Origin of the sequence: Nonomuraea helvata, assembly GCF_039535785.1 — a bacterium.
Classification (GTDB): Bacteria; Actinomycetota; Actinomycetes; order Streptosporangiales; family Streptosporangiaceae; genus Nonomuraea; species Nonomuraea helvata.
In genome coordinates this window covers 1,080,627-1,103,725 of sequence record NZ_BAAAXV010000001.1, presented here as the reverse complement: position 1 = coordinate 1,103,725, position 23,099 = coordinate 1,080,627, and the positions used below count along the sequence as shown (strand labels likewise).

The 23,099-nt window shown below is 70.4% G+C and carries 16 protein-coding genes; 9 read left to right on the top strand and 7 right to left on the bottom strand.

Translation table 11 applies throughout. The features are described from left to right. The first annotated feature begins 4 nt into the window (after positions 1-4). The gene (gene dnaE / locus ABD830_RS04995) at positions 5-3,532 is read left to right on the top strand and encodes a DNA polymerase III subunit alpha (protein ID WP_344985150.1); all 3,528 of its coding nucleotides are present in this window, start codon (positions 5-7) and stop codon (positions 3,530-3,532) included. A 131-nt stretch (positions 3,533-3,663) separates the two neighbouring features. On the opposite strand, the gene ABD830_RS04990 is transcribed toward dnaE, so the two are convergent. Then, complete coding sequence (locus tag ABD830_RS04990) at positions 3,664-4,362, bottom strand: response regulator (RefSeq protein WP_344985148.1); 699 nt, start codon at positions 4,360-4,362, stop codon at positions 3,664-3,666. Next, positions 4,362-5,828, bottom strand: coding sequence for a sensor histidine kinase (locus ABD830_RS04985; RefSeq protein WP_344985146.1), 1,467 nt, complete (start codon positions 5,826-5,828; stop codon positions 4,362-4,364). Before ABD830_RS04985 ends, ABD830_RS04990 begins: the two co-directional genes overlap by 1 nt. Positions 5,829-6,072: 244 nt before the next feature. Between ABD830_RS04985 and ABD830_RS04980 the strand changes: the two genes are divergently transcribed. The 3 genes from ABD830_RS04980 to ABD830_RS04970 all read left to right on the top strand — a co-directional run bounded on the left by ABD830_RS04980 (position 6,073) and on the right by ABD830_RS04970 (position 11,433). Continuing rightward, positions 6,073-6,762, top strand: a complete 690-nt coding sequence (locus ABD830_RS04980) for an ABC transporter ATP-binding protein (RefSeq protein ID WP_344985145.1) — start codon at positions 6,073-6,075, stop codon at positions 6,760-6,762. Further along, positions 6,759-9,152: an ABC transporter permease gene (locus tag ABD830_RS04975; RefSeq protein WP_344985144.1), complete on the top strand. Its 2,394-nt coding sequence runs from the start codon at positions 6,759-6,761 to the stop codon at positions 9,150-9,152. The genes ABD830_RS04980 and ABD830_RS04975 overlap by 4 nt, the downstream gene beginning before the upstream one ends. 409 nt (positions 9,153-9,561) lie before the next feature. Beyond that, the gene (locus tag ABD830_RS04970; RefSeq protein ID WP_344985142.1) at positions 9,562-11,433 is read left to right on the top strand and encodes an ABC transporter ATP-binding protein; all 1,872 of its coding nucleotides are present in this window, start codon (positions 9,562-9,564) and stop codon (positions 11,431-11,433) included. 707 nt (positions 11,434-12,140) lie between these two features. On the opposite strand, the gene ABD830_RS04965 is transcribed toward ABD830_RS04970, so the two are convergent. Continuing rightward, on the bottom strand, positions 12,141-12,815 hold the full coding sequence (locus ABD830_RS04965) for a response regulator (RefSeq protein ID WP_378520816.1): 675 nt from the start codon (positions 12,813-12,815) through the stop codon (positions 12,141-12,143). Continuing rightward, positions 12,812-13,975 carry a sensor histidine kinase gene (locus ABD830_RS04960; RefSeq protein WP_344985141.1) on the bottom strand — a complete coding sequence of 388 codons (1,164 nt, stop codon included), beginning with the start codon at positions 13,973-13,975 and terminating at the stop codon, positions 12,812-12,814. Before ABD830_RS04960 ends, ABD830_RS04965 begins: the two co-directional genes overlap by 4 nt. A gap of 124 nt (positions 13,976-14,099) precedes the next feature. Between ABD830_RS04960 and ABD830_RS04955 the strand changes: the two genes are divergently transcribed. Beyond that, entirely contained in the window at positions 14,100-14,906 is an 807-nt protein-coding gene (locus ABD830_RS04955) for a CPBP family intramembrane glutamic endopeptidase (protein ID WP_344985140.1), read from the top strand. A gap of 85 nt (positions 14,907-14,991) precedes the next feature. After that, entirely contained in the window at positions 14,992-16,362 is a 1,371-nt protein-coding gene (locus ABD830_RS04950; RefSeq protein WP_344985139.1) for an amidase, read from the top strand. 26 nt (positions 16,363-16,388) lie between these two features. Here the strand turns inward: ABD830_RS04950 and ABD830_RS04945 are convergent, their stop codons facing one another. Further along, positions 16,389-16,910, bottom strand: coding sequence for a hypothetical protein (locus ABD830_RS04945; RefSeq protein ID WP_344985138.1), 522 nt, complete (start codon positions 16,908-16,910; stop codon positions 16,389-16,391). Positions 16,911-16,976: 66 nt separating this feature from the next. Between ABD830_RS04945 and murA the strand changes: the two genes are divergently transcribed. Together murA and ABD830_RS04935 are read left to right on the top strand one after the other, a co-directional pair. Further along, positions 16,977-18,284 carry a UDP-N-acetylglucosamine 1-carboxyvinyltransferase gene (gene murA / locus ABD830_RS04940; RefSeq protein ID WP_344987628.1) on the top strand — a complete coding sequence of 436 codons (1,308 nt, stop codon included), beginning with the start codon at positions 16,977-16,979 and terminating at the stop codon, positions 18,282-18,284. A 74-nt stretch (positions 18,285-18,358) separates the two neighbouring features. Beyond that, on the top strand, positions 18,359-20,593 hold the full coding sequence (locus tag ABD830_RS04935) for a transglycosylase domain-containing protein (protein WP_344985137.1): 2,235 nt from the start codon (positions 18,359-18,361) through the stop codon (positions 20,591-20,593). Positions 20,594-20,606: 13 nt separating this feature from the next. Here ABD830_RS04935 and ybaK read toward each other — a convergent pair whose 3' ends face one another. Both ybaK and ABD830_RS04925 read right to left on the bottom strand, forming a co-directional pair. Next, positions 20,607-21,062, bottom strand: coding sequence for a Cys-tRNA(Pro) deacylase (gene ybaK, locus ABD830_RS04930; protein ID WP_344987627.1), 456 nt, complete (start codon positions 21,060-21,062; stop codon positions 20,607-20,609). Between the two features lie 62 nt (positions 21,063-21,124). Next, a complete protein-coding gene (locus ABD830_RS04925) occupies positions 21,125-21,904 on the bottom strand; it encodes an AraC family transcriptional regulator (protein ID WP_344985136.1) in 780 nt (259 codons plus the stop codon). A gap of 53 nt (positions 21,905-21,957) precedes the next feature. On the opposite strand from ABD830_RS04925, the gene ABD830_RS04920 reads away from it, so the two are divergent. After that, positions 21,958-23,082, top strand: a complete 1,125-nt coding sequence (locus ABD830_RS04920) for an MFS transporter (RefSeq protein WP_344985135.1) — start codon at positions 21,958-21,960, stop codon at positions 23,080-23,082. Positions 23,083-23,099 lie beyond the last annotated feature (17 nt).

The window sequence follows — 23,099 nt, the reverse complement described above, 5'->3', positions numbered from 1 at the left end:
CTCCATGTCGTCCAGCGAGTCATTCGTTCACCTGCACGTACACACCGAATACTCGATGCTGGACGGGGCGGCCCGGCTCAAGCAGATGTTCAAGAAAGTCGACGAGCTGGGCATGGCGGCGATCGCCATCACCGATCACGGCAACATGCACGGCGCGTACGACTTCTTCAAGCAGGCGACGGGCGCCGGGATCAAGCCGATCATCGGGATCGAGGCGTACGTCGCGCTGGAGCTGCGCCACAACAAGAAGCCGGTGCTGTGGGGCGAGCCGCACCAGAAGAAGGACGACGTCTCGGCGGGTGGCTACTACACCCATATGACGATCTGGGCGCGCAACAAGACCGGCCTGCACAACCTGATGAAGCTCAGCTCGCGCGCCTACACCGAGGGGTTCGTCCGCAAATGGGCGCGGATGGACGCCGAGATCCTCGCCGAGCACGCCGAGGGCCTGATGGCCACCACCGGCTGCCCGTCGGGCGAGGTGCAGACGAGGCTGCGGCTCGGCCAGTACGACGAGGCGCTCAAGGCCGCGGCGAAGTACCAGGACATCTTCGGCAAGGACAACTACTTCCTGGAGATCATGGACCACGGGCTCGACATCGAGCGCCGGGTCCGCGACGGGCTGAGCCGGATCAGCACGGAACTCGGCATCCCGCCGCTGGTCACCAACGACTCGCACTACACGTACGAGTCCGACGCCGCCTCCCACGACGCCCTGCTGTGCATCCAGACCGGCAAGCAGCTGTCCGACCCCGACCGGTTCCGCTTCGACGGCAGCGGCTACTACATCAAGACCGCCGACGAGATGCGCGCCATCGACTCCTCCGACCTGTGGGCCGAGGGCTGCCGCAACACGCTGCTCGTCGCCGAGAAGGTCGACCCGGCGGGGTTCTTCCAGCACAAGAACCTCATGCCGACCTTCCCCGTCCCCGACGGCATGACCGAGGAGCAGTTCTTCCGGCAGGAGGTCTGGAAGGGCCTCGAGCGGCGCTTCCCCGAGGGCGTCGACGAGGAGCACCGCGCCTGGGCGGAGAACGAGCTGGGCGTCATCATCCAGATGGGCTTCCCGAGCTACTTCCTCGTGGTCGCCGACTTCATCATGTGGGCGAAGAACAACGGCATCCGCGTCGGCCCCGGCCGTGGCTCCGCGGCCGGTTCGCTGGTGGCGTACGCGCTGGGCATCACCGACCTCGACCCGATCCCGCACGGCCTGATCTTCGAGCGCTTCCTCAACCCCGAGCGCGTGTCCATGCCCGACGTCGACATCGACTTCGACGAACGCAGGCGCGGCGACGTCATCCGCTACGTGACCGAGAAGTGGGGCGCCGACAAGGTCGCCATGATCGCCACGTTCGGCACCATCAAGGCGAAGGCCGCCATCAAGGACGCGGGCCGCGTCCTGGGCTATCCCTACGCGCTGGGCGACCGGGTCTCCAAGGCGTTCCCGCCCGCCGTCATGGGCAAGGACATCCCGCTGGCGGGCATCTTCGACAAGGATCACCCCCGCTTCGCCGAGGCGGGCGAGCTGCGCAGGCTCTACGAGGAAGACGCTGACGTCAAGGCGACGATGGACCTCGGCAAGGGCCTGGAGGGCCTGATCAGGCAGACCGGCGTGCACGCCGCCGGCGTGATCATGTCGGCCGAGGTGCTGACCGACTACATCCCGATCATGCGCCGCGACTCCGACGGCGCGATCATCACGCAGTTCGACTATCCGACCTGCGAGACGCTCGGCCTGCTGAAGATGGACTTCCTGGGCCTGCGCAACCTCACGATCATCGACGACTGCCTGAAGATGATCGAGGCCACCACCGGTGAGCAGATCGACCTGCTGAAGCTGCCGCTCGACGACCGCAGGTCCTACGAGCTGCTGGCCCGCGGCGACACGCTCGGCATCTTCCAGCTCGACGGCGGCGGCATGCGCTCGCTCATGAGGCTGATGCGTCCCGACAACTTCGAGGACATCTCCGCCGCCCTCGCCCTCTACCGGCCCGGCCCGATGGGCGCCAACTCCCACACCAACTACGCGCTGCGCAAGAACGGCCAGCAGGAGATCACCCCGATCCACCCCGAGCTCGAGGAGCCGCTGAAGGACATCCTCGACACGACCTACGGCCTGATCGTCTATCAGGAGCAGGTCATGGCCATCGCGCAGCGGGTCGCCGGCTACTCGCTGGGCGGCGCCGACCTGCTGCGGCGCGCGATGGGCAAGAAGAAGAAGTCCGAGCTGGACAAGCAGTTCGAGTTCTTCGAGAAGGGCATGCAGGACAACGGCTTCTCGGCCGCGGCCATCAAGGCTCTGTGGGACATCCTGCTGCCGTTCTCCGACTACGCCTTCAACAAGGCCCACACCGCGGGCTACGGCCTGGTCGCCTACTGGACCGCGTACCTCAAGGCCAACCACCCGGCCGCCTACATGGCCGCCCTGCTGACCAGCGTCAAGGACGACAAGGACAAGTCGGCCCTCTACCTCAACGAGTGCCGCCGGATGGGCATCAAGGTCTTCCCGCCGGACGTCAACGACTCCGACTTCGACTTCACGCCGCGCGGCACCGACATCCGCTTCGGCCTTTCCGCCATCCGCAACGTGGGCGCCAACGTCGTCGACGGCATCCTGAGGGCGCGCCAGGAGAAGGGCCGCTTCGCGGACTTCAAGGACTTCCTGCGCAAGGTCCCGGCCGTCGTCTGCAACAAGCGCGTCATCGAGTCGCTGATCAAGGCGGGCGCGTTCGACTCGCTGGGCCACGTGCGCAAGGGCCTGGTCATGGTGCACGAGCAGGCCGTGGACGCGATCATCGACATCAAGAAGAACGAGGCCATCGGCCAGGACTCCCTGTTCGGGGCCATCGACGGCGGCGAGGACCAGACCTTCGACGTGCAGATCCCGGTGGGGGAGTGGGACAAGAACACCCTGCTCCAGTTCGAGCGGGAGATGCTGGGCCTGTACGTGTCCGACCATCCGCTGTTCGGCGTCGAGCACATCCTCTCGGCCGGGGCCGACTGCTCGATCGCGGCCGTCCAGGACGAGAGCCGGGCCGACGGGCAGATCGTGACCGTGGGCGGGATCCTGAGCGGGGTGCAGCGCAAGGTCACCAAGAAGGGTGACACGTGGGTGCTGACCCAGCTGGAGGACCTCGCGGGCTCGATCGAGGTGATGATCTTCCCGTCTGCGTACCAGCTGTGCTCGACGATCCTGGCCGAGGACGCGATCGTCTTCGTCAAGGGGCGGATCGACAAGCGGGAGGACGTGGCGAAGATCATCGCCATGGAGGTGACGGCGCCCGACCTGACGCAGGAGGCGGGCGGGCCGCTGCTGGTGAGCCTGCCGCTGGCCCGCTGCACGCCGCCCGTCGTCGGCCGGCTGAAGGAGATCCTCAGCACGCATCCGGGCACGTCGGAGGTGCACCTGCAGGTCCACAGCGGGCCCAGGACGACGGTGCTGCGCGTCGACCACCGGCTGCGGGTGACACCCTCTCCCGCCCTGATGGGCGATCTGAAGCAGCTCCTGGGGCCCGCCTGCCTGGGTGCCTGACGCGGCGCCTCTGTCTCTTACGGGTGCATGGGAGAGTCCACCGCACGTGACTCTCCCGCCGCCCTGACATCCGTTCCTTGAGGGCGCGAGATCGCGAGTGTTCGTCGGGGGATCCCCTGACACGAACACCGTCAACCGCTCTCCCGCGTCGCCCGGCCGCTGCCGGCTGCTCCTGGGGTGATCAGTCCGGTTTCGTAGGCGAGGACGACGGCTTGGGCGCGGTCGCGGAGGTTGAGTTTGGTCAGGATGCGGGTGACGTGGGTCTTGATGGTCGCTTCGCTGAGTTGGAACAGGGTGGCGAGTTCGGCGTTGCTGCGGCCCCTGGCCAGTGCCTTGAGGACTTCGAGCTCACGGGGAGTGAGGGTGGCGAGGTCCGCGTGCGGGGATGCGTCGGCTTCCTGACGGGCGGCGAAGCGCTCCACCAGGCGGCGGGTGATGGTGGGAGCGAGCAGGGCGTCGCCGGATTGCACCTGCCACACGGCCGCTGCCAGGTGTTCCGGGCTGATGTCCTTGAGGAGGAAGCCGCTGGCGCCGGCGCGGAGAGCCGCGTAGACGTAACGGTCGAGATCGAAGGTGGTCAGGACGATGACCCGTGGCGGTGAATCGTTGGCGGCGAGGATGCGCCGGGTGGCCTCCAGTCCGTCCATCTCGGGCATGCGAATGTCCATCAGGACCACGTCGGGGTGGGTGCGGTGGACCGCTTCCACGGCTTGCGCGCCGTCGGCGGCCTCCGCGACGACCTCGATGCGGTGGCGCGCGAGAATCAGCCGGAAGCCGGTGCGCACGAGTTGTTGATCGTCGGCGATCACGACCCGGACGGGCTGGCTCACTACCGTCCCTTTCCTCTCGGGGCGTCGTTCGGTGGACCTGCCGGTGCCGGCGCAGGCCTGTGCAGCGCGTCGTTCGGGTGCGGGGTTTCGATCGGAATCACTGCTCGGACCCTGAAGCCGCCGGTTGGCCGCTCCGCGGCGTGCAGTGTGCCATGGTAGACGGCGAGCCTTTCGCGCAGGCCGGTCAGGCCGTGACCGGTTCCGGAGTTCGCCGATGCCGTGGGGACGCCGCCGGTGTCCGCGACGTCGACGGTGACCCGTGTGGGCGAGTAGGCGACGCTGACCTTCACGCTCGCACCGTGGGCGTGTTTGACCGTATTGGTTAGGGCCTCCTGTACGACTCGGTAGGCGGCCAGATCGGCGCCGGGCAGGAGGGCGACCGGTGTCCCGGTTACGGTCAGTTCGATCGGCACACCAGTTCGGCGGAGACGTTCCACCAGGGCCGGGGCTTGTGCGAGTCCAGGCCGTGGGGCGAGGTCCGCCGCAGTGGGTTCGGCCGCATCGCACCCAGGGGGCTGATGGTCATGGGAGATGTCGGTGCCGAGGGCGTTCGCGGGTGTGTCCAGCATGCCGATCTCATCCGCAGGGTCGCTGTCCAGGGTGAGGAGGCCCATGGCATAGCGGAGTTCGGACATGGCGGCGCGTCCGCCCGTCTCGACGGCCAGCAGTGCTTCGCGCGCCTGATCGAGGTCGGACTCCAGGGCCATGCGTGCGGCACCGGCCTGGATCACCATCACGCTGACATTGTGGGTGACGACGTCGTGCAGTTCGCCGGCCAGCCGGGCGCGCTCGCGCTCGACCGCCAATCGGGCCGCGGCCTGCTGCTCGGCTTGGAGGGCCCGAAGCTTCTCCCGTGTCGCCTCCGCACGCTGCTTCCATGTGTTGATCATGCTGAAGGCCAGGCCGGCGGGGACGATCACGACGATCGGCAGCAGGGCGCTCGGGATGGGCGGCAGCTTCCCGAAGCCCCCGAACGTGGCGATCACCGCGGTCGCCATGACGGACGTCACGGCGGCGATCCGGTGCGGGCTGTACACGAGGGCGCTGTAGGCGGCGATCATCGCGGGCAGCACCGCGAAGGTTGGTTCCAGACCCCCGCTGACGTGGTAAAGCAGTTTGGCACCCACCACGACCACGAAGACCGACAGCGGGAACCTGCGCCGCAGTGCCAGCGGGAAGGTGCTGAGCACGACCTCCACCGCCACCTGAACCGGTGGGATCGCGGGGGACTGGTGGTGGACGGACACGGACGGCAGAACCGTGACCCAGATCGGGATGACCTGTCGGCCGATCATGCGGACCGCCGTGTACGCGCTGAGGGACTGCAGCGCGTAGGCCAGCACGCAGAGCATGACGAGAGCGTCGAACACCCACGAGCGACGGGGCAGGTGCGGCAGCGTGCCGTCGGGGCGCAGCAGCGCGGACCAGGCTCGGCGCCACCTTGCGGCGATCGCTGTCGTGTCCACCGGTGAAGTATCGCAAACCGCCGTGTACCGGCGCGTCCGACCTGGTGACCATCCGCGTACGACTTTCGCGTACATCGCCAGTATGACTTCGGGCCGGGTCAGACGATCTAGGTAGGCGGATATCGATGGCTCGGGCGATGCGCCGGCCGTGGCAGGACTTCTAGCGTTCACGAGGTCCGCCGGACGCTCCTGGAGCGGTCGGTGGCGGATCAATCAGGTGTTGACACCGACCCAGGGAGTGGCCGTGACCGCGCCAGTTATCGAGATCAGCGATGCCAGTAAGACGTACGACGCCGGGCTGCCCGCCTTGGACAGAGTCTCCCTGACCGTCCAGGCAGGCGAGGCCCTGGCGGTGCTGGGCCCCTCGGGCAGCGGCAAGTCCACCCTGCTCAACATGATCACCGGCCTCGACAAGCCGACCTCGGGCCAGGTCACCGTCAACGGCATCCGTGTCGACAGGCTCAGCGAGGCCGGATCCGCCAAGTACCGGCGCGAACGCATCGGCATGGTCTTCCAGTTCTTCAACCTGCTGGACGACCTGACCGTCATCGACAACGTGCTGCTGCCCGCGCAGTTGGCCGGGATGCCCACCGCGCGGGCCCGGGCCCGCGCCGCCGAGCTGCTGTCGTACCTGCGCATCGACCGGCATTCCCGCGCCTACCCGGGACGGCTGTCCGGCGGCGAACGGCAGCGCGTCGCGGTGGCCCGCGCGCTGATGAACCGGCCCCCGCTGCTTCTCGCCGACGAACCGACCGGGGCGCTGGACACCGCCTCCGGTGAAGAGGTCCGCCGTCTGCTCGCCGAGCTCAACCAGGACGGGCAGACCATCGTGCTGGTCACCCACGACATCACCCTCGCCGAGGCCTGTGCGACGCGCACCATAGAACTGACCGACGGACGGATCGTGCGGGACACCGCGGCGGTGGCCGGGTGAGCCGCACGTTCCTGACGAGCCCACTGGGCAGGATCGTCCGCTCCGGCGTGGGGCGCAGGCGGGTGCAGAGCCTGGTGATGACGCTCACCACCCTGCTCGCGGTGGCCGCATCCGTGCTGGCCGCCGGCCTGCTGGTGAACTCCCGAGCCCCCTTCGAACGCGCCTTCGCCGCGCAACGTGGCTCCCAGCTCACCGCGCAGGTCAACGGAGCACGGGCCGGTGCCGCACAGATCGCCGCCACCGCCCACGCCTCAGGGGTGATCGCGAGCGCCGGCCCTTACCCGGTCGCCTCGCTGCACCCGGTCGCCGGCTCGGGCGCGGACGTGCCGGCCGGCACCGCGCTGAAGCAGATGACCGTCGTCGGCCGCTCGGGCCCGGCCGGCGCGGTGGACCAGGTCGACCTGACGTCCGGCACGTGGGCCACCGGCCGCGGACAGATCGTGATGCGTGCCGGACCAGGGGGAGGGACTTACTTCAGCCTCGGATCACACGTGACGTTCCCCGATGTGCCCGGCGCGCCGACGCTGACCGTCGTCGGATTCGCCAACTCGGTCAGCGACACCGCCGACGCATGGGTCACCCCAGCCCAGATGACCGCGATGACCCCCGGGACAACCCCGCAGTACCAAATGCTCTACCGCTTCACCCACGCCGCCACCGACGCCCAGATCAACGCGGACCGTTCCGCGATCGCGGCGGCGCTCCCCAAGGGCGCGTTCACCGGCGCGCGGTCCTGGCTGCAGGTCCAACTGACCGCCACTAGCCAAACGGCCGGGTTCGTGCCTTTCGTCGCCGCCTTCGGCATCCTCGCACTGCTGATGTCCGTGCTCATCGTGGGCATCATCGTCAGTGGCGCGGTCAGCTCCCAGACCCGGCGCATCGGCATTCTGAAAGCGCTCGGCTTCACCCCCGGCCAAGTGGTCCGCGCCTACGTCGGCCAAGCCCTCATCCCCGCCGTCATCGGAACCGCGCTCGGGCTGGTCGCCGGGAACCTGCTCGGCATCCTGGCCCTCCGCGATGCCGAGACCGTCTACGGCACTGGAACGCTGACCATCCCGGCCTGGGTCGACGCCGCGGTAGCAGCCAGCGCTCTCGCGCTCGTCGCGGCAGCCGCCTGGGCGCTCGCTCTGCGGGCGGGCCGGCTGCGCACCGTCGATGCGATCGCCGTCGGCCACACGCCCGCCGCCGGGCGAGGACGCCTGGCCCGCCGGCTGGCCGGCCGCCTCCCGCTGCCACGCCCTGTCGTCATCGGCCTGGCCACCCCCTTCACCCGCCCCGCACGCACTCTCGCCATGACCGGCGCAGTCCTGCTCGGCGCGGGCGCGGTCACCTTCGCCGTCGGCCTGACGGCCTCGCTGAGCGACGCGCAGAACGCGCCGAGCATCTGGAGGCTCGGGAACGTCATCGTCAACGTAGGCGGCAGTCGGCCGGGCGCCCCGATCGACCAGGGCGACTCCCATCGGAGCACGGCATCCCCAGCCCAGGTCGCGGCCGACATCGCGGCGCAGCCTGATACCGCGTCCTATGTCGGCAGCAGCAGCACCACGGTGGGGGTCGCAGGCCTCACCGGTGGTGTGAGCGTCATCGGCTTCTCCGGCGACACGGCCTGGGCGTCCTACGAGATGATCTCCGGGCGCTGGTTCACCGGACCAGGACAGGCTGTCGTCCCCACCCGGTTCCTCACCGCCACCGGAGACACCATCGGAGACACCATCACCATCACCCGGGGCCGGCGCCGCGTGTCCCTGCGGATCACCGGTGAGGCGCTGGACACCAGCGAGCACGGCATGCAGATCCTCACCAGTTTGTCCTCCCTGAACGGGCTTCACCTGGGCCTGCAACCACAGCAGTTCAACATCGAACTCAAGCCTGGCACCAACCGGACCGGCTATGTCGACGCACTCAACGCGAAGTTCGCCTCGACCACCGCCCAGGCCCGGCCGAACACCAACGGCGGCGGTACGGTCACCGCCGCCGCGGAAGCACTCGCCGTCCTGCTCACCTTGTTGATCGTCGCGGTGGCCGGGCTCGGCGTGCTCAACCTCGTCGTGCTCGACACCCGGCAGCGCGTCCACGACCTCGGGATCTTCAAGGCGCTGGGCATGTCCCCGCGCCAGACGATCGTCATGGTCCTGACCTCTGTCGCCGGGATCGGCTTGATCGCCGGCATCGCCGGAGTACCGCTTGGAGTCATGACGCACCACTTCGTCATTCCGCTGATGGGCAACGCAATCGGCACCCACTTCCCGTCCGCTTACATCGACGTCTACCACCCGCCTGAACTCGTCGCCCTCGCTCTCGGCGGCATCCTCATCGCCCTTGCAGGAGCCGCCCTCCCCGCAGGCTGGGCCGCCCGCACCCGCACGCAGAACGCCCTGCGCACCGAATAGCCCAAGGCGGTGCGGCCGCTCCAGCGAGCGCCCGCACCGCCGACTGTGGCATTCGTTCCGCCGAGGCGTCAGGCGCCGCCGCTGACCAGGCGCGTGCCCAGGTCAAGCCGCGCCTCGGCGCGGTGCGCGACTCGGGCACGTCATCCGGTACAGCGCGCCTGCGGGCGCGCCATGACCACGGCCGCCAAATGGAAGATCACCGTGCTGCGCGGCGATCGCGTTACCCTCACCGCAGCGAGCGAGGGGATCTGCCGACCGTACGCGGCGACGCGCGACTGACCGTGTGAGGCAGCGGCTCGCCTGAGCCAGGGACGCCACTGTTGGTGCATGACGGGGTGTCCAACACCTTCACCGCCCGACGCCCCTTCCGAAGACGAAACTGTCAGTGGTCGCATCCATACTCTCCGTTATGGAAGAAGAGGCCCTCGACATGGGCGAGATCACGATCTCCGACTGGTATGGCCACGCCGACAAGATGGCCGAAATCCGCTTCCGCACGATCGCCAGACGCCTGCCCTCCCTCGTCCGCCAGGCCATGGGCGTGGCCTGGCGGGCCAGCCCCCGTGACACCCTGTGCGCGGTCATCCTCAACCTGCTCGGCGGCGTCTTCACCGCCTTCGGGCTGCTGGCCACGACGGGCGTGCTCACCGCACTGTTCACCGCCGGCCCCACCCTCGGCCGGGTCCAGACTGCGCTGCCGAGCCTCGCCCTGGTCGCCGCGGCCGCCGCGATGCGCGCCACGTTGCAAGCGGGCGCGGGATGGGCGCAGTCCCGTCTCAACCCGCAGATCTCCCGCCTGAGCGAGGAGGAGCTCTACCGACAGACCAGCGAGGTTCCGCTGGTCGCCTTCGACGATCCCGACTTCCACGACGCCCTCGAACGCGCCACCTCGCGCGGGATGTACGTCGCCTCGACCGTGGTCACCTCCGCGATCGACGTGCTCACCGCCGCCATCGGACTCATCGCCGTCGCCGGTGTGCTGGGCGTGCTGCATCCCGGGCTGCTGCCGCTCCTCCTGCTCGCCGTCCTGCCCGATGCCTGGGCCGCCGTCCGCGCCGCGCGCATGCGCTACACCACCGAGTACGCGCTCATCCCGGTCCACCGCCGCAAGTGGATCATCGGTAAGCTGCTCGCCGAACGCTCATCCGCCGCCGAGGTCCGCGCGTTCACCATGCGAGGCTTCCTGTTGCGCATGTACGACGCGGTAGCCGTCGCCGAGCAGGACGTCCGGCTCGCACTCGCACGCCGGCAGACGATCACGAGGCTGATCGGTGAGGCCATCGGCGGCCTCGGCGCGGCACTCGTCTACATCGCCCTCGGCCTCCTGCTGGCTGTCGCCGCGATCCCCCTCGCCATCGCCGGCACCGCCGTCCTGGCCATCAAGTCGGCCCAGACCTCGCTGGCCAACCTCATGTACGCCACCAACCGCCTGTATGAGGAGGGCCTTTACTTCACCGACTTCACCCGGTTCCTCGACTTCTGCGCCGACCGGCACCATCCGCCCAGTACACTTCCCGCCACCGCGGCCCTGACCGGGTTCCGCCGGATCGCCGCGGAGAACGTGACGTTCTCCTACCCCGGCTCCGACGCCCCGGCGCTGCGTGGAGTCTGCCTGGAGATCAAGCGCGGCGAGGTGATCGCGTTCGTCGGTGAGAACGGCTCCGGCAAGACCACGCTCGCCAAGATCCTTGCCGGCCTGTACGAGCCCGACAGCGGCACCGTCTTCTGGGACGACGTCGATCTGGCCGACGTCCATCCCGACGCGGTCCGCCTGCGCACCGCCATCATCGCCCAGGACCACACCCGCTGGCCGCTGACGGCCCGCTACAACATCACCATGGGTACCGACAAGGGGGAGCCCGCCCTGCATGCCGCGGCGGCCATCGCGGGCGCCGACGACGTCATCGCAGGCCTGCCCCACGGCTACCGCACCCTGCTGGATCGCCGCTTCAAGGACGGCTGCGAGCTGTCCGGCGGCCAGTGGCAGCGCATCGCCGTCGCCCGTGGCTTCCATCGTGACGCCGACCTGCTCATCTGCGACGAGCCCACCGCCGCCCTCGACGCGCGCGCCGAACACGCCGCGTTCGAAGGCCTGCGCGCCCACGCCGACGGCCGCACCGTCGTGCTGATCACCCATCGCCTGGCCAGCGTCCGCTACGCCGACCGCATCTACGTCCTCGACCACGGCAAGATCGTGGAGCAGGGCACGCACGAAGCGCTGATCGCCGCCGATGGCTTGTACAGAGACCTGTACACCCTCCAAGCAGCCGCCTACCGGTAACAGCCACCCCCCCACCTGAAGGGTCCGCGCATGCGGGACATCCCTGCGTCAACGAGCGGCCGCCTCACTGGCCTACGACGCCGGCGATGCCCTGGGCTCAGTCCTCATCCGGCAGTCGTGCTCGTACCACCTCCCCGAACCGCCCGACTGTCGATCCTCGCAGGCGGATCGGCCGCCGCTTCGGCCTCTGCGCTCAACGCCGTCGACGCCCCTGTACCGTCGTACGGTGCTCACCGGCTCACCGAACACGGTCTTGATCGTCATCCGCGGCGACTCCGGATCCGGCAAGTCCACCGTGGCCCGGGCCGTGCGGGAAACGTACTGAACGCCGGCTACCACGTCATCCTTGAAGGCATCCTCGCCCGGAGCCGCTACGAAGAGATGCTGCAAGCGCTGTTTCGTGATCATCGTGGCACAAGCCGCGGCTATTACCTGGACGCTTCCTGGGAAGAGACGCTCCGCAGACACGAGACGCGGCCTCAGCACACCCGGTTCGGCCCCGATGACAGGCGGCAGTGCGTTATGGGTTGTCCAGGTCGATCTGTTCGAGTGCCCGGGTGGCTGGACCGTGCAGGACAGCCCGTCGGTGGCGAAGCGTGATCCGTGGCAGGGGCATCCGGCGTATTCGGCGAGGGCCGGTCCGCCGTGACGCCCGCAGAGCAGACTCACGTGCCGGGCCGCCGGAGCGGTCGCGGGGACAGCGGTCGTCACGGCTCAGGGGTGTGTTTGAGGTGGAGGGCGAGGCGGGTGCGGTCGCGGAGGCCGTACTTGCGGAGCAGGCTGGAGACGTGGTTCTTCACCGTGCCCTCGGTGATGAGCAGCCGGGCCGCGATCTCCCGGTTGGAGGCCCCCGTGGCGATGAGCCTGGCCACCTGCGCCTCGCGGGCCGACAGCCGCTCCGCGTCCCGCGGCACGCTCGGCTCGGCCGGCGTCCGGCGGAGCTCGGCGACGAGGCGGGCGGCCACGGGCGACGCCAGCACCGTCTCCCCGCGACCGGCCCGGCGGACGGCGTCGACCAGCTCCTCCGGCGTGCAGTCCTTGAGGAGGTAGCCGACGGCGCCGCCGCGCAGCGCGCCGAAGATGTAGTCGTCCTCGTCGAAGGTGCTGAGCACGATCGCGGCCACGCCGGGATGCCGGGCGGACAGGCGGGAGATGAGCTCGACGCCGTTCATCCTCGGCATCCTGGCATCCACCAGCGCCACGTCCGGGTGGCACTCGGCGGCCACCAGCAGCGCCTCCGCGCCGTCGGCGGCCTCGCCCACCACCTCGATGCCGTCCTCGATCTCCAGCATCTTGCGCAGCCCCTGCCGCAGCAGCTCCTGATCGTCGACCAGGAGCACCTTGATCGTGCTCACGTCGCCGCTTTCGCCGGGATCTTTCATGGCGCCACCTTCGCCCGGACGGGGAGTTCGGCCCGTACCTCGAATCCGCCGCCGGGCCGGTCGCCCGCGGTCAGGGTGCCGCCCACGGCGTGGGCGCGCTCCGCGAGCGAGGGCAGGCCGAACCCGCGGCGCGCGCCGTGGGCGCGGCCCCTGCCGTCGTCGGCGACCACCAGGACGACGCGCTCGCCGTCGAAGGCGAGCGTGCCGGTCACCTGGCGGGCGTCCGCGTGCCGTACGGCGTTGGTCAGCCCCTCCTGCAGCACGCGGTAGAGCACCAGCTCCACGTCGGGCTCCAGGGGCGGCTCGTCGCCCACCACCTCGAAGGACACCGCGAGCCCCGTGCCGTCGAACGACGCCGCGAGCTGTCCGAGCGCCGCGCCGCCGACGCGCCCTTCGAGGGCCAGCGGGCGCAGCGCGCGGACCCAGCGGCGGGCGTCGGCCAGCGCCGCCACGGCCAGCTCCTTCGCCTGGCGCACCTCGCCCCAGGCGGCCTCGGGCCGGCGCGTGCGGAAGCGTTCGGCGTTCTCGAGGCTCAACTTGATCACCGTCAGATGGTGGCCGATGGAGTCGTGCATCTCCGCGCCCATCCGCGCCCGCTCCTGGGCGACCGTCAGTTCCCTGACCCGGGCCAGCAGCCGCTGCGCCTCCGCCCGCCTGCGCCGCGCCTCCAGCACCGCCGACGCCATGCCCAGCACGAACGAGGAGAAAACGATGATGGGGACGCTCTGCGCGGTGGCGTTGAGCACATTGCGGTGGAACACCACCAGGACCCAGACGAACATCGCGCTCGCCACGCAGCCGATGACAACGGCGGCGGTCCGCACGCTGTGGACGAACGCCACGTTGGCGACGGCCAGGAGCGTCAGCAACTGGTGGACCTCGGCCGATCCCGTGAATCCCAGCGCGAACGTCGCCAGCAGGAACACGATCGGCAGGGACCCCCGCCATCCGCCCAGCCGTCCGCCGGGGCGCCGCCAGGGCAGCAGCAGCCACAGCGCGGCCACCAGCGCCAGGTTGACGGCGAACGCCGTGGCCCCGGGCGGCGTCCAGGAGTCGTTCGCGTACGTGATCACCCCGGTGGCGGCGAACACCACCCAGAAGACGACGTTGAACAGCATGGGCCGGTCGGGGTCACGCAGCCAGGCCAGACGACGCAGCATGGCTCCGACCTTAATTTCCCGAGCGCGCGTTGTGATCCTCCCTGAGTACCCATGACGAAGGTCATGACAAGTTCCGTCCGCAGGCCGATGCGGCACGACGGCGGGCTTCCTAACGTGGCTGTCCATGAAAGCCACCCATCCTGTCTGGGCCGTGCTGATCGCCGTCGTCGCCATGTTGGCGCAGGTGGTCATCGGCTCTGCTCCCGCGATGCTGCTCCTGGACCGCGACAACATCCTCTACCAGCCGGTGGGCGTGGTCGGGATCACGCTGGCCTCGCTCGGCATCGTCTACCTGATCCGCCGATACCTCGGCCGCCAGCCATGGCGGGGCGTGGGGCTCACGCGATCCTGGCGGGCGGTGCCGCACCTGCTGGCAGGCGCTCTGGCGGGTGCCGCCGCGGTCGCGGTCGCCAGTGCGCTGTCGGTGGCGTTCGGCGTCGCCACCTGGATGCCGTACGACCTGTTCACCCCCCAGACGCTCTACCTGCCGATAGCGATCGCCATCGCCCTGCTCGGCCAGGCGTTCCCGGAGGAGCTGCTGTGGCGAGGGCACCTGTTCGACACGCTGTCGGGCCGGCTCTCCCCGAGAACTGTGATGATCGTGACGGCTGTGGTCTTCGGGGCGATGCACATCATCTCGCAGAGCGCGGCTGACACGGTCGCAGAACGCCTGCTCTACACCGTGCAGGCGGCCGCTCTCGGCTTCGCCTGCGCGGCGGCGCGGGCGCGCACCGGAGCGGTCTGGATGGCGGTCGGTGTGCACCTCGGCCTCCACATCGGCAACATGACACTTCAGACCAACGACATCCAGTACGGCGTGCAGCTCGTCATCACGGCCTGCACGCTCACCGTCACCGGGCTGCTCATCCTGTCCAGCCGGCGGGGGGAACGCGCGGCGGCTCCGGAGCGCGCCACCGAGGTGAGCGTCTGAGGGTGGTGATCCGACGAGTGGGTGTCAGCGGCGTGGGCAACCCTCGCCGTCGCCGCCCCGCGGCTCGTGGGGCAGGATCACAAGAGTGAGCGAACTGCACTACCTGAGCGCGACCGAGCTGGCACACCTGATCAGGACCAGGCAGGTGAGCGCCGTGGAGGTCGTCCGCGCCCACCTCGACCGGATCGAGCAGGTCAACCCGCACGTCAACGCCATCGTGACCCTGGTCGCCGAGCAGGCGCTCGCCGCGGCCGAGGCGGCCGACGCCCGCGAACCGGCCGGGCCGCTGCACGGCCTGCCCGTCGCGCACAAGGACCTCGTCGACACGGCCGGCATCCGCACCACCTACGGCTCGCCGCTCTTCGCCGGCAACGTCCCCGCCCAGGACGACGTGATCGTCCGGCGGCTCCGCGCCGCCGGGGCCATCACCGTGGGCAAGACCAACACCCCGGAGTTCGGCACCGGCTCCCACACCGTCAACGAGGTGTTCGGCGCCACCAGGAACCCCTACGACCTGACCAAGTCGGCCGGCGGCAGCAGCGGGGGCGCCGCGGTGGCCCTGGCCACGGGTATGGTTCCGCTGGCCGACGGGTCGGACATGGGCGGCTCCCTGCGCAACCCGGCGTCGTTCTGCAACGTGGTCGGCCTGCGCCCCACTCCCGGGCGTGTCCCCGACCCGTCCGACACCGCCGCCTGGTACACCCTGTCCGTCCGGGGGCCGATGGCGCGGACGGTCGAGGACGTCACGCTGATGTTCGGGGCCATCGCCGGGTTCGACCGGCGCTCCCCGTACTCGATCAAGGAAATCTTCGCCCCGGAGCCCGAGGAGGGCGTTGCGGGGCTGCGCGTGGCGTGGAGCCCCGACCTGGGCGGGCTGCCGGTGGACTCGAGGACGGCGGAGGTCACGGCGACGGCGCCGGCGGTGTTCGAGCGGCTGGGGGCCCGCGTCGACGAGGTCGAGCTGGACCTGACGGAGGCCGAGGACGCGTTCAGGACGTACCGGGCGTGGCACTACGCGCTCTCCTTCGGCGACCTGACCGGGCTCGGCCCCAACACCGCGTGGAACGTCGAGCAGGGCCGCAAGGTCACCGGCGCCGACCTGGCCAGGGCCGAGCAGGCGCGCAGCCGCCTCTACCAGCGGATGGCCGCATTCTTCGACACGTACGACGTGCTGATCGCGCCCGTCAGCCAGGTGCCGCCGTTCCCGGTCGAGCACCCCTACGTCGACGAGATCAACGGCGAGAAGCTGCCCGACTACCTCGCCTGGATGCGCTCGGCCTACTGGATCAGCGTGCTGCACGCCCCGGCCGCGTCGGTGCCCGCCGGGTTCACGCCCGACGGGCTGCCGGTGGGGGTGCAGATCGTGGGCAGGCCGTTCGAGGACGCGAGGGTCCTGCGGGTGGCCCGCGCGTTCGAGCAGGCCACCGGCTATGGTCTCCGCCGCCCGCCGCTGTAGCTCCCGCCGGTGTGGAGGAGGAGCGGTCAGAGGGGGTCGGGCGGGTCGGCGTACGGGTGGCGCAGGGGCGACTCGCGGTAGCCGTGCATGCCCTCCATCAGCGCGAACAGCCCCACCGCGAGCAGCGGCCAGGAGACCAGCACCCCCGAGGCGGTCAGCCGCAGCGCGCCGGGGACGACCTTGGCGCCGGGCTGGGCGGCGGCCTCGATCACGACCGCGCCGATGGTGAACGTGGACCCGACCCACAGTGTCAGCATCGCGCCCAGCACTCCGCCCGCGCAGAGCCCGAGGAGCACCGCCAGCATCCATCGCCGCCCGATGAACCACCCGACCCCGCCGCACAGCAGCCCGAGCCCGCCGGTGATCACCGCGAACCAGCCGTCGGCCGCGATCAGCGCCTGCGTGGAGGGGTCGGCCAGCACCGTCCCGTGCTGCGTGACCTCGTACGGAGCCCGTGGCGTGAGCCCCGACCAGAGCAGGCCGGCAGCGGCTCCGAGAGTGGCGAGTGTGAGGACAGTTACCGCAAAAGCGCGCACTTCCCTCGTCACGCCACTCCCCCTCACATGTGTGTCCGAATCAGCTCGATGGTATCCCCCGGCTAGGCTCGCTTCGTGATGCAAGAAGAGGTCTGGTTGATAGAACCCTCCGGCCCGCTCCGGGGGGACGTAGAAGTACGCGGCTCCAAGAACGGAGTCTCCAAGCACATGGTCGCCGCCATGCTGGGCGGCGGGGAGAGCAGTATCCACAACGCCCCGGAGGTGGGCGAGGTGGAGATCACGGCCGCCATGCTGCGGGCGCTCGGCATCAACGTCGAGATCTCCCGTACGGAGATCAGGATCGAGCGGGGCCGGGAGATCGAGCCGAGGGTGCCGGACGCCTTCACCGGGCTGAACCGCATCCCCATCCTCATGCTCGGCCCGCTGCTGCACCTGGCGGGGGAGGCGTTCGTCCCGCTGGTCGGCGGCGACCCGATCGGGCGGCGGCCGGTGAACTTCCACGTGGAGGCCCTGCGCGCGATGGGGGCCGAGGTGGAGGTGGGCGACACCGGCATCTTCGCCAAGGCCAACCGTCTCGTGGGCACCAGGATCGAGCTGCCGTACCCGAGTGTGGGCGCCACCGAGACGATCCTGATGTCGGCCGTGCTGGCCGAGGGCAAGACGGTGCTGAAGAACGCCGCGATGGAGCCCGAGGTGGTCGAGCTGGCGCTGTTCCTGCAGCGGATGGGGGCCAGGATCGAGCTCTCGCCCGACCGCAGGATCGTCATCGAGGGCGTCGAACGGCTGCGCGGCGCCTCCACCTGGCTGAACGGCGACCGCATCGAGGCGTTCTCGTACCTGGCGGCGGGCCTGATCACCGGGGGAGAGGTGCGGGTGCACGGCTGCCCGCAGGACCGCCTGGTCACCGCGATCACCACGCTGGCCAGGATGGGCGCCCAGTTCGACATCAACGACGAGTACCTGTGCGCCACCGCCCCGCCGGAGGGCCTGCGCTCGGCGGCCGTGCAGACCGACACCCACCCCGGGTTCATGACGGACTGGCAGACGCCGCTCATGGTGCTGTTCACGCAGAGCCAGGGCATGTCGGTGCTGCACGAGACGGTCTTCGAGAACCGCCTGGTGTACGTCCCTGCGCTGCAGAAGATGGGCTGCGAGATCGAGGTGTTCGACCAGTGCCTGGGCGGCCCGGCCTGCCGCTACCACGACACCAACGCCAGGCACTCGGCCGTCGTGCGCGGCGTGTCCAAGCTCAAGGGCGCGGACGTGACGCTACCCGACATCAGGGCCGGGTTCTCGGCCGTGCTTGCGGCAGCGGTGGCCGACGGCCCGTCCACGCTGCGCGGCGTCCACCACATCGAACGCGGTTACCACCGGCCGTTCGAACAGTTCGCCTCGCTCGGCCTGCACATCCGCCGCCAGCGGTAAGGGTCCCGCAGGCATCGGTAAACAGCTGACAAGCGGTTGTTTGGCGCGGATGCGGACGTCGCACACCAAGGTACGTGACCGTACTCAGATCCGTCGGCGCACTCGCACTGGCGGGGGCGCTCGGCGGAGTGCTGACCGCGGCACTGGCCGCGCCCGTGGTGAGCGGGGGCGGCATGGCCGCCAAGACCGTCGCGAACACCTTCGTCGACCTGCCGCCCGCGCCGCGCGAGGAGCCTCTCGCGCAGGTGACCAGGCTGCTGGACAAGGACGGCCGGCCGTTCGCCCAGTTCTACGAGGCCAACAGGACAGCCGTCCGGCTCGGCGCCGTCGCGCCGGTGATGCGCCAGGCGATCGTGGCCATCGAGGACGCCCGCTTCTACGAGCACGGCGGCCTCGACGTCAGGGGCACGCTCCGGGCGCTGCTCACCAACACGCAGGCCGGTGGCATCAGGCAGGGCGGCTCGTCCCTGACGCAGCAGCTCGTCAAGAACATCCTGGTCGAGAGCGCACGTACCGAGGCCGAGCGTGACAGGGCCCGCGCCCCGAACCTGGCCCGCAAGATCACTGAGCTGCGGCTCGCGCTGGCCCTGGAGAAGAAGTACCGCAAGGACGAGATCCTGGAGCGCTACCTCAACATCGCCTACTTCGGCGCGGGAGCGCACGGCGTCGAGGCGGCGGCCAGGCGCTTCTTCTCCACCTCGGCCTCCCGGCTGACGCTGGCCCAGGCGGCCACGCTGGCGGGCGCCGTACGCATGCCGTTCTCGACCGATCCCTCGCTCGGCCCGGCGCACCGGGCACGCCTGAAGATGCGGCGGGACCTCGTCCTCGACCGCATGGCCGGGCTGAAGCTGATCAGCCAGCAGGACGCGGCGAGCGCCAAGGCCGCGCCGCTCGACATCAAGCTCAAGCCCGAGCCCGGCGGCTGCGAGCAGAGCGACTACCCGTTCTACTGCCTGTACGTGCAGCGCGAGCTCCTGTCGAACCCCGTCTTCGGCAACACGGCGGCCGAGCGCCGTTCCAGGATGGCCAGGGGCGGCCTGGTGATCAGGACCAGCCTCGACCCGATCGCGCAGCGCGCCGCCGAGCAGGCCATCCGCCGCTACGTCTCGCCCGAGGACACGGAGGTGGCCGCCGAGGCCATGGTGGAGCCGCGGACCGGGCGGATCACGGCGATCGCGGCCAGCAAGCGGTTCGGCCGCAACCCGGGCAACCGGAAGAACGGCCCCAAGACCACCTTCAACCTGGCCGCGGACGTGGCGCACGGGGGCGGCCAGGGCTTCCAGGCCGGGTCGACGTTCAAGGTGTTCACGCTGGCCACGGCGCTCAAGCAGGGGTGGCGCTTCAACGACGGCTTCGTGACGCCGGGCTCGCTCGTGCCCGCGCAGGGCTACCGCGACTGCTCGGGACGGCCCGTCAACGACCCGGACACCCGCATACTCAACGCCAGCGGCGAGGGCTCGGGCGGCCCGCACAGCATCGAGACCGGCACCTGGAAGTCGGTGAACATCTTCTACATGATGCTGGAGCGCAAGGTCGGGCTCTGCAACGTGGTGCGCACGGCCAAGTCGCTCGGCATCACCAGGGCGGACGGCCAGCCGCTGAAGGAGGTGCCGACGTTCACGCTGGGCGTCAACGAGATGGACCCGGTGACGGTGGCGGCGGCGTTCGCGACGTTCGCGGCCAGGGGGATCTACTGCAGGCCGCTGGCCATCGTGGAGATCATCGGCAGGGACGGGCGGCGCACGCACGTGCCGCCCGCGTGCCGGCGGGCTCTCGAGGAGGACGTCGCGGACGCGGTCAACTACGTGCTGGAGGGCGTCTTCACCAAGGGCACCATGCACGGGCAGGGCATCGACCGGCCGGCCGCCGGGAAGACGGGGACCAACAACGGCTACACGTCGGCCTGGTTCGCCGGCTACACGCCCGCGCTGGCGGCGGCGGTCAGCGTCGGGGACATCCGGGGCTCGTACAAGTACCCGCTGCAGGACGTGCAGATCGGGAACCAGTACTACGGGGCGGTGCAGGGCGCGTCGCTGCCGGGGCCGATCTGGGTGGACTCGATGGGACCCGCGCTGCGGCGCGTCGAGCCCAGGGGCTTCACCGGGCCGGACATGGCCCGCTTCGGCGGCGGCTACACGCCCGGGCTGGAGAAGGCGCTGGAGGAGGAGAAGCGGCGCGAGGCCATGGACGGACGGGGTGACAGGCGCGGCGACCACCCGTTCTTCCGGCGGCACCGGCGGCTGTTCAGGTGGCTGGTCGGCCGGTCTCCCCTGGACTCGGACCTCGGGTGGTCCCGGCGGCGCGGGTAGTACAGGCGAGGGGTCAGCCGCGCTTGCCGATGGGGGCGGTGACGGCCCTGGTGAGGGTGATGAGGTTGTCGGGGGCGGTCTCGATCTGCAGGCCGCGCTTCCCGGCCGAGAAGTAGATCGTCTCGAAGTCGAGCGCCGAGGAGTCGACGACCGTGGGGAGCTGCTTGCGCTGGCCCAGGGGGCTGATGCCGCCCACGACGTAGCCGGTCACCCGCTCCACCTTGGCGGCGTCGGCCATGGCGGCCCGCTTGCTGTTGAGCGCGCCGGCCAGGGCCTTCAGGTCGAGCTTGCCCGCCACGGGCACGACCGCCACCGCCAGGCCGCTCTCCACCTCGGCCACCAGCGTCTTGAAGATCCGCTCGTACGGCACGCCGAGCGCGTCCGCCGCCTCCTCACCGTAGGCCTGCGCGGCGGCGTCGTGCTCGTAGGGGTGGAGCGTGAACTCGGCCTTCGCCTTGGTCAGCGCCATGGTGGCGGGAGTGCCGCCGCCCTTGCCTTTCGATTTGCTCACGGGAGCCCATTGTAGCGAATCTACAATGTAAAGGCCCGGCCCGGGGTGTACCCGAAGGCCCGCCTGAACACGTCGATGAACGCGCTGGCCGACGCCCAACCGCACCGGTGGGCCACGGCGGTCACGGGGACTCCGTCGGCGAGGAGCAGCAGCGCGTGGTGCAGGCGGAGCTGGGTGCGCCATTGGGGGAAGCTCATGCCCAGCTCGCGCCGGCACAGCCTGGCGAGCGTCCGGTCGCTGGTGCCCACCCGCGCCGCCAGCTGGGCGAGGGTCCTGCTGTCGGCGGGGTCGCGGTGCAGGATCGCGCAGACGGCGGTCAGCCGGGGGTCGTGAGCGGTGGGCAGGTGGAGGGGCTGTTCGGGGGCTCGTCTGAGCTGGTCGAGCAGCACCGCCCACAACCGTGCCCGCTCACCGCTGTGGTGCTCGCCACCGTGTGGGGTGCCCACGGCGTGGCCGCCGCCATGATGGGCGTCGGCCGTGTAGGCGATGATCAGCTCGCGGAGCAGCGGGCCGACGGCGAGGACGGCCGGGCGGTCGAGGCCGAGGGGATTGTCCGCGAGACCCACCAGGCGCAGGTCGGTGTCACCGTGGGCCCGGTGCTCGTGGACCGTCCCGGCCGGGATCCAGAGGGCCCGGTTGGCCGGGGCCACCCACGTGCCCGCGCCGGTGGTGACGGAGAGCACGCCGCGGCACGCGTACACGATCTGGTGGGTGTCGTGGCGGTGCGCGTCGATGCCCGCTCCCGGAGCGAGCGGCCGTCGGCCCGTGGGCGCCTCGGACAGGTGGCGGATTTCCGTCATAGGTTGTCAATTTATCGGAAGCGCGACAGCCGCCACCGGGACAGGATCGGAGCGTGAACAGGATCCCCATGCTCGCCGCCGGCCACGCGGCCGTGGACTTCTATCAGGGCGCGGTTCCCGCGCTCGTGCCGTTCCTGGTGGCCGGGCGCGGCTACGGGTACGTCGCGGTCTCCGGCATCGTGCTGGCCGCGACGCTGCTGTCGTCGATCGTGCAGCCGCTGTTCGGCGTGCTGACCGACCGGTGGCGGATGCCGTGGCTGATCCCGTTGAGCATGGTCGTGGCGGGCACCGGGGTGGCGCTCGGCGGCGTGACGGACTCGTACGCGCTGACCTGGCTGGCCGTGGCGCTGTCCGGTCTGGGGGTGGCGGCCTACCACCCGGAGTCGGCCCGGCTGGCCAGGATCGCGAGCGAGGGCAGCCATGTGCGGATGAGCTGGTTCTCGATGGGCGGGACGCTGGGCTTCGCGTCGGCTCCCGTGCTGGTGACGCCGTTGCTGGCGGGCTGGGGGCTGGGCGCGTCGCCGTTCCTCGCGGCGCCGGCGGTGCTGGGGGCGGTGGCGACGCTCCCGGCGGTCCGGGCGCTGACCGGGGGTGGGCGGGCGGCGCAGGGCGCGGCGCCGGTGTCCGGCCGGGACGACTGGCCGTCGTTCGTCAGGCTGACGTTGGTGATCGTCTTCCGCTCGGTCGTGTACGTCGGGCTGAGCGCCTTCGTGGCCCTGTTCATGGGCGGCGGAGCGGCGGGCGCGGTGGCGCTGTTCGTGCTGTTCGGGGGCGCGGCGGTGGGCACCGTGCTGGGTGGCAGGCTGGCGGCCCGCTGGGACAGGGTGCGCACGATGCGCCTGGCCTACGCGCTGGCCGTCCCGGCGGTCGCGGGTGTGGTGCTCGCGCCCGGTCCCGTCGCGTACGTCTTCGTGGCGGCCTCCTCGATCGCGCTGTATGTCCCGTTCTCCTTGCACGTCACGCTGGGCCAGGACTTCCTGCCCACCCGGGTGGGCACGGCGGGCGGCGTGACCCTGGGGCTGGCGGTGAGCGTGGGCGGCCTGACGAGCCCGCTGGTGGGCGCGCTCGCGGAGGCGACGACCCTGAGGACGGCCCTGGCCTGCCTGATCGCCTTCCCGGCCCTGGCCTGGCTGCTGGCGCGGACGCTGAAGGAGCCGGTGCTGGAGCCGTCCGCCTGACCCGGCGCCTCCCGCCG

Bases quoted from the DNA above. Each gene is read 5' to 3' on its own strand.
- ABD830_RS04965 (WP_378520816.1), bottom strand. From the start codon at position 12,815: ATGAAAGATCCCGGCGAAAGCGGCGACGTGAGCACGATCAAGGTGCTC.
- ybaK (WP_344987627.1), bottom strand. From the start codon at position 21,062: ATGGCGCTGACCAAGGCGAAGGCCGAGTTCACGCTCCACCCCTACGAG.
- ABD830_RS04955 (WP_344985140.1), top strand. From the start codon at position 14,100: ATGAAAGCCACCCATCCTGTCTGGGCCGTGCTGATCGCCGTCGTCGCC.
- ABD830_RS04925 (WP_344985136.1), bottom strand. From the start codon at position 21,904: ATGACGGAAATCCGCCACCTGTCCGAGGCGCCCACGGGCCGACGGCCG.
- murA (WP_344987628.1), top strand. From the start codon at position 16,977: ATGCAAGAAGAGGTCTGGTTGATAGAACCCTCCGGCCCGCTCCGGGGG.
- dnaE (WP_344985150.1), top strand. From the start codon at position 5: ATGTCGTCCAGCGAGTCATTCGTTCACCTGCACGTACACACCGAATAC.
- ABD830_RS04960 (WP_344985141.1), bottom strand. From the start codon at position 13,975: ATGCTGCGTCGTCTGGCCTGGCTGCGTGACCCCGACCGGCCCATGCTG.
- ABD830_RS04970 (WP_344985142.1), top strand. From the start codon at position 9,562: ATGGAAGAAGAGGCCCTCGACATGGGCGAGATCACGATCTCCGACTGG.